The organism is Alkalicoccus saliphilus, from assembly GCF_003044065.1.
Classification (GTDB): Bacteria; Bacillota; Bacilli; order Bacillales; family Salisediminibacteriaceae; genus Alkalicoccus; species Alkalicoccus saliphilus.
The window spans coordinates 37687-49916 of the sequence record NZ_PZJJ01000019.1; the positions used below are offsets into that span (position 1 = coordinate 37687).

At 49.8% G+C, this 12230-nt stretch carries 9 protein-coding genes; 5 read left to right on the forward strand and 4 right to left on the reverse strand.

The annotated features are described in order from the left end of the window. Positions 1-217: 217 nt before the first annotated feature. The 4 genes from C6Y45_RS11580 to speB all read left to right on the forward strand — a co-directional run bounded on the left by C6Y45_RS11580 (position 218) and on the right by speB (position 5507). On the forward strand, positions 218-1591 hold the full coding sequence (locus C6Y45_RS11580; protein ID WP_107585383.1) for a sigma-54 interaction domain-containing protein: 1374 nt from the start codon (positions 218-220) through the stop codon (positions 1589-1591). Positions 1592-1706: 115 nt separating this feature from the next. Continuing rightward, the gene (locus tag C6Y45_RS11585; protein WP_107585384.1) at positions 1707-3083 is read left to right on the forward strand and encodes a YjiH family protein; all 1377 of its coding nucleotides are present in this window, start codon (positions 1707-1709) and stop codon (positions 3081-3083) included. Between the two features lie 63 nt (positions 3084-3146). Beyond that, a complete protein-coding gene (locus C6Y45_RS11590) occupies positions 3147-4478 on the forward strand; it encodes an aspartate aminotransferase family protein (RefSeq protein WP_107585385.1) in 1332 nt (443 codons plus the stop codon). A 72-nt stretch (positions 4479-4550) separates the two neighbouring features. Next, positions 4551-5507, forward strand: coding sequence for an agmatinase (speB, locus tag C6Y45_RS11595; RefSeq protein WP_107585386.1), 957 nt, complete (start codon positions 4551-4553; stop codon positions 5505-5507). Between the two features lie 1136 nt (positions 5508-6643). On the opposite strand, the gene C6Y45_RS11615 is transcribed toward speB, so the two are convergent. Then, a complete protein-coding gene (locus C6Y45_RS11615) occupies positions 6644-8035 on the reverse strand; it encodes an NAD-dependent succinate-semialdehyde dehydrogenase (protein ID WP_107585390.1) in 1392 nt (463 codons plus the stop codon). Positions 8036-8053: 18 nt separating this feature from the next. Further along, positions 8054-9352 carry a 4-aminobutyrate--2-oxoglutarate transaminase gene (gabT, locus tag C6Y45_RS11620; RefSeq protein WP_107585391.1) on the reverse strand — a complete coding sequence of 433 codons (1299 nt, stop codon included), beginning with the start codon at positions 9350-9352 and terminating at the stop codon, positions 8054-8056. 104 nt (positions 9353-9456) lie between these two features. On the opposite strand from gabT, the gene gabR reads away from it, so the two are divergent. After that, complete coding sequence (gene gabR, locus C6Y45_RS11625) at positions 9457-10866, forward strand: MocR-like transcriptional regulator GabR (protein WP_107585392.1); 1410 nt, start codon at positions 9457-9459, stop codon at positions 10864-10866. Between the two features lie 138 nt (positions 10867-11004). Here the strand turns inward: gabR and C6Y45_RS17580 are convergent, their stop codons facing one another. Then, complete coding sequence (locus C6Y45_RS17580) at positions 11005-11142, reverse strand: hypothetical protein (RefSeq protein ID WP_160058337.1); 138 nt, start codon at positions 11140-11142, stop codon at positions 11005-11007. A 136-nt stretch (positions 11143-11278) separates the two neighbouring features. Then, positions 11279-12163 carry a diacylglycerol/lipid kinase family protein gene (locus tag C6Y45_RS11630; protein WP_107585393.1) on the reverse strand — a complete coding sequence of 295 codons (885 nt, stop codon included), beginning with the start codon at positions 12161-12163 and terminating at the stop codon, positions 11279-11281. Between the last annotated feature and the right edge of the window lie 67 nt (positions 12164-12230).

The window sequence follows — 12230 nt, forward strand, 5'->3', positions numbered from 1 at the left end:
AAAACAGTTACAATACTACCCTCCCTTCTTCCATTCACCTGTTATACAATTATGAATAATCTATTCAAATATGAATAATTTCATTGTTTAAATATTTCCAATAGTTAAATTACTTTATCAGCGGTTTATTTATGATATTTTTTATCCTTTCCTACTGCTGTAGTGGTTATAACTTTTATTTGGTTATTCATTTTTAAATAATTCGGAGGTTTTACGGATGACTCATGACCAGACAAGATCCCATCACGAAAGTGAAGCTATTTTACAGGCGTTAAAAGATGACCTGCTTGTTACCGACAGAAACGGAACGATTATGTCGGTCAGTGACGCAACGAAAAAACTGTACGGGATAGAAGACCGGGACGTGCTCGGGACAACCGTTTATCAGCTGGAAAAAGAAGGAGTTTTTACACCGATCGTCACTCCCGTCGTCATCGAGCAAAAAGACCGCGTCAACGTGATTCAGACGACATGTTTCGGGAAAAAACTGCTGATTACCGGGGTGCCCGTATTTGATGAAAACGGCGACGTGTGGCGGATCGCTTCCTATTCCCATGACGTCACCGAAATGGCGAAGATGGAAAATCACCTGAAAGACGTCCAGGACGAAATGGCCCGTGTCAAAAGCGAACTTGATCAGCTTCGGCGGAAAAGTCTCGGCTACAGCGGTTTTTTTGCGGAATCTCAGCTGATGAAAAACTGCCTGCAGACGGCCGAACAGGTGGCGGATGTCGATGTGAATGTTCTTCTTCTCGGGGAATCCGGCGTCGGTAAAACGCACATCGCGAAAATGATTCACCAGACGAGCCCCCGGCGAAACGGACCTTTCATTGAAGTAAACTGCGGCTCAATCCCCGAGTCTCTCTTTGAAGCAGAGTTTTTTGGTTACGAGGGCGGTTCCTTTACCGGAGCGAGCAAAAAAGGTAAACCCGGCCTTGCAGAAACGGCCGAAGGAGGCACGTTATTTCTTGATGAAATAGGCGAACTGAGCCTTCCACTTCAGGTGAAAATTTTAAAATTTATTCAGGAAAAACAGTTTTACCGGGTCGGCGGAACGAAGCCGAAAACGTTGGATTTCCGCTTGATATCGGCTACCAATCAGCCTCTGGAGGAGCAGGTAGCGGCAAAAGCATTTCGGGAAGATCTGTACTTCCGTCTCAGTGTCGTACCGATTCATATCCCTCCGCTCCGGGAGCGGCCGGAAGATTTGACGCCTCTTGTCACCCACTTCATGAAAATGTTCGGTGAAAAATACGACCGAAACAAACTGCTGGATGATGCGGTCATGCAGGAGCTCTACCGGCAGAAGTGGCAGGGCAATGTGCGGGAGCTGATGAACTTAATTGAACGGCTCATCGTCACCTCCTCCTCCCACGTGATAACTAAAAGTGAGCTTCCTGAAACGTACAGGCAGTTTACCACTTCCCTTCCTCCCGGTGCTGAAATGCCTCTGAAGGATACGCTGGAAAAAGTGGAGGAACAGGTGCTGCGCCAGGCCAAAGAGCAGTGGGGCACCACCGTTAAAATGGCCGAGGTGCTCGGTGTCAGCCAGCCCTCTATCGTGCGAAAATTAAGAAAGTACGGAATTTAGTGTTAATGTGGCACAAACCTTGCATGTATTAGAGGGGTAAGAAAGCGAATACAAAACTTTTGTTTTTATCCCAACTGAGAAAGGTGTGTGCGTGTCATTGAATGAGCAAACCCCCATGAGAGAACCTGACAACTCGAAAGACATCTCTCAAATTATGAACCGGTCCAACAAAATGAAGTTTATCATTCCCTCCCTGTTTGGTCTGCTCCTGTTTCTTGTTCCGGTGCCCTACGCCGGCCAGTGGACGATAGGAGTCGGCATTCTCGCGGAATTCTTCCTTGGTTTATTTGCCGGAGTCATCCCGCTGTTTATGACAGGGGTGCTCCTCCTGTCCATTATCCTGACGGTTGCTGCCCGCGTCGCGAGCCCGGACTGGATAATGAAATCGCCGTTCCTTGCAGGACTTTTTCACGTCTCGAATTTCTGGCTGATCATGCGTCTCCTTGGTGCGGTGTTTGCCGTGATGGTGCTTTTCGAGCTCGGTCCTGGCTGGATCTGGGACGAATTCACAGGCGGTACGGTGCTCTATGAATTAATCCCTGTACTTACGACATGGTTCTTTTTTGCCGGCCTGATGATGCCTCTCCTTCTTGAGTTTGGGCTGATGGATTATATCGGTACCGTCGTAAGAAAAATCATGCGGCCGGTATTTAAAGTGCCTGGCCGGTCGTCTATCGATGCGGTCGCTTCCTGGATGGGAAGCGGGACCGTCGGGGTGTTAATTACGACGAAGCAGTACGAAAGCGGCTTTTATACGAAGCGGGAAGCTGCTGTTATTGCGACCAACTTCTCGGTTGCTTCCATCGCGTTCAGTCTTGTTGTTATCAGCTTTATCGGGCTGGACCATATGTTCGTGCAGTTTTATATTACGGTCGTTGTGTCCGGGCTGATCGCAGCGGTCATCTGTCCAAGAATTCCACCGCTCTCCTGGAAGAAAGATACGTACTATGAAAAAGTCGGCCAGCAGATTTCTGAGGAGGCCCCGTCCGGCATTTCGCGCGGGCGCTGGGCGTATGAAAAAGCGGTTTCCAGAGCTTCTGAAGTAAAAAGCGCCGCAGGCGTTGCGAAAAGAGGCTTCCAAAACGTCCTCGATATCTGGTTCGGACTGATTCCGCTTGTTATGGCTCTCGGAACGCTGGCGCTTATCACTGCCGAGTACACGAATTTTTTCGTCATCATTTCCGCTCCGCTCGTGCCGCTGCTTGAACTGATGAGAATACCGGAAGCAGATGCAGCTGCGCCGGCGATGGTCGTCGGGTTTGCGGATATGTTCCTGCCGGCTGTTATCGGAAGCGGTATTGAGAGTGAACTCACTCGCTTTATTGTAGCTGCTCTTTCTCTTACACAGCTGATTTACATGTCCGAGGTCGGAATTTTACTGCTTCGTTCTAAAATTCCACTGAACCTGCTCGACCTGGTAGTTATCTTTATTCAGCGGACCCTTATTACGCTGCCGATCATTACGCTGATGGCCCACTTTTTATTCTTTTAAGGAGGAAGGGCTGCTGAACGTACGTTTATTTTTAACTAAAATTAAAAAAAGAGGTGTCTCTCTATGTCAAAAAACTGGGACGAACTGTCTGCAAAAATGCCGGAGCGCCTTGCCCCGAGCATGGCCAAGGATCACCCGAACCTCCCCGTCGTAAAAGAAGAAGGCTGCTACTACTGGGGCCGGGACGGCAGAAAATATCTGGACTTCACTTCCGGCATTGCTGTTACGAATGTCGGCCACCGTCACCCGAAAGTAGTGGAGGCCATTAAAAATGCCGCGGATGAACTCACCCACGGTCCAATCGGTGTCGTACAATACGAATCGATTCTTCAGCTCGCCGATGAGCTTGCAGAAATTATGCCCGGGGACATCGACTGTTTCTTTTTTGGAAACAGCGGCACCGAAGCAATCGAAGGAGCGCTCAAGCTCGCGAAATACGTCACCCGCCGCCCTTATATCGTAAGTTTTACCGGCTGTTTTCACGGCCGGACGATGGGAGCTCTAGGCGTAAGTACATCAAAGAGCAAATACAGAAAGTACCTGCAGCCGGACAATCTTTCTTATCAAATCCCCTACTACCGGCCGGCTGATTTTGAAAACGAAGATGGCACGATTGATGAAAACAAAGCGATCAGCCAATTAGAAAAGGACTTTGAAAATTTGTTTAAATACAGTGTTTCACCGGATGAAGTGGCCGGGGTTATTCTCGAACCTGTTCTTGGAGAAGGAGGCTATGTCATGCCCCCTGCGTCCTGGCTGCAAAAAGTGCGGGAATTATGCACGAAACACGGCATGCTCCTTATTTTTGATGAAGTGCAGACCGGTTTCGGCCGCACCGGCAACTGGTTCGCGGCGCAGACTTTCGACGTCCAGCCGGACATTATGGCCGTGGCAAAAGGCATTGCGTCCGGTATGCCGCTGAGCGCTACCGCAGCGAATCATAAGCTCATGCAGCAGTGGCCGATGGGCAGCCACGCGACGACATTCGGCGGTAATCCGATCGCCTGTTCTGCCGCTCTCGCGACAATCGACGTGATTAAAGAGGAGAAACTGCTGGAAAATACGGTAAAGACCGGTGAATATGCGGTTCAGAAGCTTCAGCAGCTGCAGGAAAAGCATCCCGTCATCAACAGAATCCGTCACCTCGGTCTGATGATCGGACTTGAAATCAAAGACCTCAACACCGGCCATCCGGACGGGGAAGCAGTTCTCCGCATTCTGGATCTGGCCCTGGAAGAGGGTGTACTTTTCTACCTGTGTGGAAATGAAGGAGAAGTGATCCGCATGATTCCTCCGCTTACCGTAACGACGAGCCAGATCGATGATGGAATTCAGGCGCTGGATAAAGCACTGACCCGCTTTGCCGAGGAAAAAGGTATTCCATCACAAGTATAAACAACAAAAATTTCTATTTTACCCTTATATAATCAACTTATTACTAAAACAACTCTATTACTGGAGGATTCTATGATTAAATATCAGCCTAAAGACTCGTCTCTATCCCCCCGTTTCAGCGGGATTCGCACGTTTATGCGACTGGAACATGTCCGTACAGAAAAAGATGTAGATTTTGTCGTTCTTGGTGTCCCCTTTGACACCGCGGCATCGAACCGCGTCGGAGCCCGCTACGGCCCGCAGCACGTGCGGGACGCATCCGTGCTTCTACGTCCGTACAATCCGGATCAGGAAATCAACATTTTCGACTACTGCTCCGGCGTGGATTACGGAGACCTTGATGTCGTACCGGGAAACATCCACCGGACGTATGATCAAATGACCGAAGGACTGGCGCCTCTTCTTGAGAAAGGAGTTGTCCCGATCATTCTCGGCGGAGACCATTCGATTTCATTAGGAAACCTTCGAGCATTCGCCAAGCAGTACGGCCCTGTCGCGATGGTGCATTTCGACTCCCACGGCGATACATGGGACAATTATTTTGGGGAAAAGTATATGCACGGTACGCCGTTCCGGCGGGCTGTGGAAGAAGGCCTCATTGATACAGATCATTCGATTCAGGTCGGCATGCGGGGGCCTCTTTACGGACCCGGGTGTATTGAAGATGCGAGAGAACTCGGCTTTGAAGTCATCACGATGCGGGAGTCGAGAAATCTCGGGCAGAAAGAAGTCATCCAGCGCATCCATGACCGCGTCGGCCCCGACCGGCCGGTGTTTGTCACCTTCGACATCGACTTTGTCGATCCGGCCTACGCCCCAGGAACGGGCACTCCGGAAGTTGCCGGTCCGACAAGTTTTGAAGCACTGGAATATGTACGAAGCCTCGACGGCTTGAACATGAAAGGGTTTGACTTAGTGGAAGTGCTTCCGGCCTACGACACCGGAGATATTACTGCCGGTCTCTCTGCCGCCGTAGCCTACGAAATGATTACGCTAGTGGCTTTGCAGAAAAGACGCAACGAACAGTAATAAGAAAAAAGGGACTGCCTCGATGCCGGGCAGTCCCTTTCCATTTATAAAAGCGGACAGTTTGGAATTCCGTATTTGATAGAACAAGGGAACTTCTTTATTTTTCTTTTTGGTCTATTAAAGCTCTAGGTGATTATTGAGAGTTGCCTGCGGCTCTTTTTTCTTCGCTTGCCGCGGAGAAAGCCTTCAGCTATCCCCTCCTTCCGTCCGGGAGGATCTTCACGCTTTCTTTTTCCGCAGGCGTCTCGAAAAATCGCCTTGGCACCGGTTATTACAGAATAAAGAGCAGCGTTCATGAAAAGCAGAATCATTTCTTTTTCCTTGAAGAAAAAATGAAGCAAAACCGGCCCGTGGAAGAGAAGATTGGAGATCTCACAGAGCGCAGCCTACCCGGAAATTCCCTCCACGGCAGTCCAATTGAAAGCGAAGTTTTTCTTCAGGCGTCAGCGAACTTTGACATAGATTTTTTTTTTGAAGAAGATATTAAAGGCTTGAACGAACCCAGACGCCGTACTGGAAAAGCAACCAACCATTCAAGAACTGTGAGAATACGAATCCATTTCATCCGTTTATTTTTTAAAACATACTAGCAGATAATCTGAAGATCTGCTTTCGTAAAAGTCAGCTGAAGACAAGCCAACGGTAAGGCCTCCGTCTGCAACGGAGGCCTTGTCAGAATGTTGATTAAGTCTTAATTTCAGAATAATAATTCTTTTGAGCGTACAGCTTTCTCCTGCGCTAAGCCCTGCCGTGGGGCTCGCCGTCAGCTGTTTGCCCTCCGGCGTTGAAAAGGATCTTCCGACTTCGCTCAATCCCACCGGCGTCCCCGCCGGACGTTTTGGAGGAAAAAGCATCTCCTTGATGAAAGAACGAACAGTATCCACACACTTTTCAGGAGAGGAAACTTCTTTTTGATTTCCTGCTGGAGCTGCAGCAGGCGACTCCAGGGCGATGAAGGACGAGCGGAAGATCCATTTCTTCCGAGCAGTGAGAGGAAGAAATTAGCTGAAGCCGGCCCGCCCGGAAAGCGTCCTGTGGAGGCGGAAGCAAGGAAACGTATAGGCCTGTATAAAAAACACTTTATAAACAGGCTGAAAGGGACTTCTCCACAGCGGATAGTCCCTTTCAATGAGTGTTTATTTTAACCCGCCGATCGACAAATACTTTGTTTCAAGGTACGGCTCGATCCCTTCGGATCCGCCTTCGCGGCCGATTCCGCTTTCTTTCATGCCGCCAAATGGCACGTGGGCACCGGATGGGGCACCGTCGTTCCAGCCGATGATCCCGTAATCGAGGTGATCATGCAGATACATGCCCGTCCGGTAGTCGTTCGTAAAGAAATAGGCGGCCAGGCCATAAGGTGTATCGTTGGCAATGGCTACTGCCTCATCCAAGTTACGGAAGGTGGTCACCGGCACGACCGGACCGAACGTTTCTTCCTTCATGATCGTCATGTCCTGCTTTACCCCGGTGAGAATCGTCGGCTGGACAAAATAGCCTCCGTTCTTTCCTTCTTCCCCACTCGTTTTACCAAGAGCAAGTTCCGCTCCTTTGTCCACGGCGTCTTCAATTTGGTTAATAATTTTATTGTAGCCTTTTTGGTTAATGATCGGACCGATATCCGTTCCTTCTTTCATTCCGCTTCCGACCTGCAGTTTCGCTGCAGCTGCCGTGAGCTTTTCTGTAAAAGCGTCCGCCACGTTTTCATGGACGAGCACCCGGTTGGCGCAGATGCATGTCTGACCGGCGTTACGAAACTTGGAAGCAATCGTCTGGGTTACCGCATAATCGAGATCCGCGTCTTCCGCGACAATCAGCGGCGCGTGCCCTCCAAGCTCCATCGTCACATGCTTGACCGTATCGGCGCTGTCACGCATAAGCAGCTTGCCTACTTCCGTGGAACCGGTAAAGGTGATTTTTCGGACATGCTTACTTCCCGTAAACATTTTCCCTACGACTGGTCCGTCGGCCAGTACGTACTGAACGGCTGCTTCAGGAAAGCCCGCTTCATGGGCCAGTTCAATCAGACGGATCGTTGTAAGCGGCGTTTCATCTGCCGGCTTTATGATGAAGGTACATCCAGCGGCAAGAGCCGGTCCTGCTTTACGGGTCATCATCGCCGCCGGAAAATTCCACGGTGTAATGGCTGCAACCAGCCCCACCGGCTGACGGCTCACCATGATCCGCTTTTCCGTGGAGGGGGAAGGAATGGTACGTCCATAAACGCGTACCGCTTCTTCCGCGTACCAGTCCAGGTAGCTTGCGGCATAGTTAATTTCGCCGGCCGCTTCTTTCAGCGGCTTGCCGTTTTCCTTTGTCACGAGTTCAGCGAGCGCGTCGACGTTTTCCCGGATCAAAGCGCTCCATTTTTTCAAAAGACCGGCCCGGGTATGGGCATCGGTTTTGGACCAGGAGGCAAAAGCTTCGTGTCCTCGGACGATCGTATTGTTGATTTCTTCTTCTGTATGAGCGGAAAGTTCCTGAATAAGCTCTCCGTTTTCCGGGTTTCTTACGGCAATGGTCGTCATAGTTTCCCTCCTCTATTTTTATCCGTGATGAGCAAATGCGTCTTCCAGAATGCGGATTCCTTTTTCCAGCTCGTCTTCTGTGATCACAAGCGGAGCGAGAAAGCGGATAACGTTTCCTTTGACACCCGCCGAAAGAAGCAGCAGGCCATTTTCATTCGCATAGCGTGCAATCTGAGCCGTTTTATCTTTATCCGGGTTTTTCGTGTTCTGATCCGTGATGATTTCAGCGGCGGCCATCGCTCCGAGACGGCGGAATTCGCCGATGCAGTCGTACTTTTCTGCAAGCCGGCTGAATACGTCTTCCAGACGCTGGCCGAGTTTTTCCGCTTTTTCTGCAAGTTTCTCTTCTTCAAAAATGTCGATCACCGTCAAAGCTGCCGCACAGGCTACCGGGTTGCCGGCAAACGTGCCACCGAGCTCTCCGGGTCCGGGAACGCTTAAAATTTCTTCCCGGCCGACGACTGTGCTCAGCGGAAGCCCCGCTGCCAGGGATTTAGATATCGTCATAAGATCCGGTTCCACATCAAAATGTTCCATCGCAAAAAGTTTTCCGGTCCGGCCGAAACCTGTCTGGATTTCGTCTGCTACAAAAACGATGCCGTGTTCTTTACAGAAATCAGCGACAAACTGAACGAACTTTTTCGGAGGAACGATAAAGCCCCCTTCTCCCTGGACAGGCTCCATCACGACGCAGGAGACTGTTTCCGGGGCTACGGCTGTAATGAAATACTCCTTAAATTCTTCGATTACGTGATCCACGTACGCTTCTTCTGTCATTTCTTCCGGCTTACGATATGGATAAGGAAATGGAGCCTGGTAGATTTCAGGGGCAAACGGGCCGAACCCGAATTTGTACGGCTTAACTTTGCTCGTCATCCCCATCGTAAGGTTCGTCCGGCCGTGGTAGCCGCGGGCAAACGTAACAACTGCCTGCCGGTTCGTGTAGCGCCGGGCTACTTTTACCGCATTTTCTATTGCTTCTGCTCCGGAGTTGAACATCATCGCCTGTTTGCTGAAACTCCCCGGCGTAAGTTCACACAGCTTTTCTGCAAGCTCAATATATCCTTCATACATAATGACATTAAATCCAGGATGGAGAAATTTATCCGCCTGATTTTTCACCGCTTCTGTCACTTTCGGATGGGTGTGTCCTACGTTCAGGGTACCAATTGCTCCACCAAAGTCGATCCATTCCCTGCCTTCGACATCGGTCACTGTTGCTCCTTTTGCGTGGGCAGCCACGTTCAGGTTTCCGTTACCAATGGCTCTCGGTACATACTTTTTCCGTTTTTCAATCAGCTCTTCTGTTCTCGTCATGTTCTTCCCCTCCTTTTAATTCTACGGTAATCTTAACTGAGTTCTGGTACAATAAAAAGAACCAGTATTGTTTTTTAGAAGGTACCAGATGGAAGGATGAACCGATGATTTTTTTTACGATTGATAAAGACAGCCGTCACGAACATGTGTATCAGCAGATTTATAAGAAATTAAAGACGCAGCTGCTGGAAAAACGCCTGCAGGTCAATGAAAAACTGCCGTCCAAGCGGCAGCTTGCAGAGCAGCTGCAGGTCAGCGTTAACTCTGTCTCCTCTGCCTATGAACAGTTGCTGGCAGAAGGCTACATATATACGATTGAGCGATCCGGGTACTACGTGGAATCACTGGATCAGTTTATCGAACATGCCGCTGCCTCTTCGCCGATGGAGGAAGATTTAAAAGAAAAAGAAGTGGACCGAAGCGGATGGCTGAGCCTTTCCCATATGTCCTCTGATTTGAGCGGGTTTCCCTTTAAGGAATGGGCGTCATGCCAGCGTTCCGCATTGGCCCATCATAAAACAGACATTGCAGAAGTGCCCGGTCCCCAGGGGCCTTACAAAGTCCGGGAAACGATAGCCCGCCTTATCTCCCGTACACGCGGCGTACGATGCGAACCAGAGCAGATTGTCCTCGGCAGCGGTACCCAGGCGCTTCTTCAGCAGTTTGTCAGCCTTCATCCGGAGCATATCCGCTTCGGTATTGAAAACCCCGGTTATACCCGTGTCTACAAACTGCTCCGACAGTTAAACATCGAAACCGCCCCCATTGGTCTTGATGAGAAAGGAATTCATATGGGAGAGGTTAAAAAAATTTCGCCGGATACTTTATTCATTACCCCCTCCCACCAGTTTCCCACGGGAACGATCATGCCGATTTCGCGCCGGATTGAATTGTTGAACTGGGCAGCCCTCAAGGAGGGGCGCTATATTATAGAAGACGATTATGACAGTGAATTTAAGTACGGGACGGATAACATTCCTTCTCTTCAGAGCCTCGACAGGAATCAGAACGTTGTGTATATGGGTACGTTTTCCAAAACGCTCGGCCCGGGCTTCCGCATCAGCTATATGGTCCTTCCAGAAACGCTTCTGAGACGCTACCGGACCATCTATGATCACTGGATTCCCGGCACGGACGCCATCAGTCTGTTTACGCTTCACTATTTTATTGAAACAGGAATGTATGAAAGACATTTAAAACGGATGAATCACCGCTATGAGGAGAAAAGAACCCTCCTGATTACAGAACTGCACCGGGTACTCGGCAGCCGTATTCATATTCGTGATATTCCTGCGGGTCTGCATTTCCTGGCTGAGATTCAAACAGAAAAGTCCGTTGAAGAATTTCAAAACCGTGCCCGAAAGGAAAAGCTGGAGCTGTATATGCTCGAACGATTTAAGCTTTCGGAAGCTGCCGATGAGAAGCCGGGTCATATAAGTTTAGTTATCGGATTTGCGGCGATCGACGAGAAGGATATTCCAGAAGCTGTGACACGTTTAAAAAAGATTATGTGAGAAGAAAGTATTTTTCCGTAGCGTGAACACAAAGATCCGGGTGCGAAAAAAATCCAGTCCAAGCATAGCGCCTGACTGGATCCTCGTATAAAAACGTGCCTTTTTAGTAAAACTATCTGGTTTGTATTATGGAGAAGATTACTGCAGGATCGGCATGCCTAAAAAGAAGTGGGTCAGGAGAACGGCGGCGGTCATCATTACTAAACCAACAAAGAGCCCTCTAAATGCTTCCCTTACGCCGGAGTCGTCTTCATCTTTTTTAAGATTTGTTCCCACTTCCGCTCCTCCTCTTTGCAGTAACTGGAACTATTTTACTGATTACACTCAGTATAGAAGGTTTTCTTTTTTCTGTAAAGAAAATAGAAAGCCTGTCCGGCCGGGAAAAGTTATCCCCGCTCTGACACGCTGTGATTCATAAAACGAGAAGCGCTTCTGCGGCTGTCTGCACTTCCACCGGGGTTTCTCCGACTACTTCCCCGTCGCTTTGGACGAGCAGGGGAACGTCGGCTTCTACGAGGATCTTCTTCCCTTTCAAAAAGCTGATATGTTCATTTGCACTGTGCTTTCCTGTAAATATGTTTGGGAGCTGACGAAGAAGCGGCCATTTGTGTGTACTGTGAAGGACGCAGATGTCGAGCCGCCCGTCATCATTTACGGCTGCCGGGCAGATGCGTATGTTGCCGCCGTAGTTCGGAGCGTTTGCCACCGCTGTCAGCCAGACGTCGGAAAACTGCTGCTTGCTGCCATCGATGGTGAGCGTCACGTCGACCGGCTTGAATGATGTTAACACCCGGAACACGCTGGCAGCATACACTAACCGCCCGAGCTTTAAAACGTTCAACCATTTTTTAAACGATGCTTCGTTGACTGTTTTGGCCACCTCTCCGTCAAAGCCGATACCCGCGACTGTCAGGCAGTATCTGTCCCCGAGCTGAAGAACGTCTATTTTTTTCGGGTTTCCGGCAAATACGCGGTCAAGCGCCTGGGACACGTTTCCCGGGATACCGACGCTTCTCGCTATATCGTTGCCGAAGCCGGCAGGTATGATGCCAAGCGGAATGCTGGTATGGACGAGAGCTTCCGCCGCTTCGCTGACGGTGCCGTCTCCCCCGACAACGACGACGGCTTTTACGCCGCTCTCCAGCAGTTCGTTTGTCCGGCGGACAGCATCCCGGGAGGTTTCTGTAAACGACATGAGGTACGGCTCTTTTTTTGTTTCGAGGGCACGTTCAATCTGTTTCCACGTTGTGTGCCCTTTTCCACTGCCTGCGGTTTTATTTACGATAAATCCATACATACGCTGGACGCCTGCCTTTTTTATTTGGTTCTGTTTAAGCTCTGTTCAGCGGGAATCCCCGCGGCTC

What these genes read in the sequence shown, in the direction of transcription:
- C6Y45_RS11580 (WP_107585383.1), top strand. Translation starts at nt 218, where the DNA reads ATGACTCATGACCAGACAAGATCCCATCACGAAAGTGAAGCTATTTTA.
- C6Y45_RS11585 (WP_107585384.1), top strand. Translation starts at nt 1,707, where the DNA reads ATGAGAGAACCTGACAACTCGAAAGACATCTCTCAAATTATGAACCGG.
- C6Y45_RS11590 (WP_107585385.1), top strand. Translation starts at nt 3,147, where the DNA reads ATGTCAAAAAACTGGGACGAACTGTCTGCAAAAATGCCGGAGCGCCTT.
- speB (WP_107585386.1), top strand. Translation starts at nt 4,551, where the DNA reads ATGATTAAATATCAGCCTAAAGACTCGTCTCTATCCCCCCGTTTCAGC.
- C6Y45_RS11615 (WP_107585390.1), bottom strand. Translation starts at nt 8,035, where the DNA reads ATGACGACCATTGCCGTAAGAAACCCGGAAAACGGAGAGCTTATTCAG.
- gabT (WP_107585391.1), bottom strand. Translation starts at nt 9,352, where the DNA reads ATGACGAGAACAGAAGAGCTGATTGAAAAACGGAAAAAGTATGTACCG.
- gabR (WP_107585392.1), top strand. Translation starts at nt 9,457, where the DNA reads ATGATTTTTTTTACGATTGATAAAGACAGCCGTCACGAACATGTGTAT.
- C6Y45_RS11630 (WP_107585393.1), bottom strand. Translation starts at nt 12,163, where the DNA reads ATGTATGGATTTATCGTAAATAAAACCGCAGGCAGTGGAAAAGGGCAC.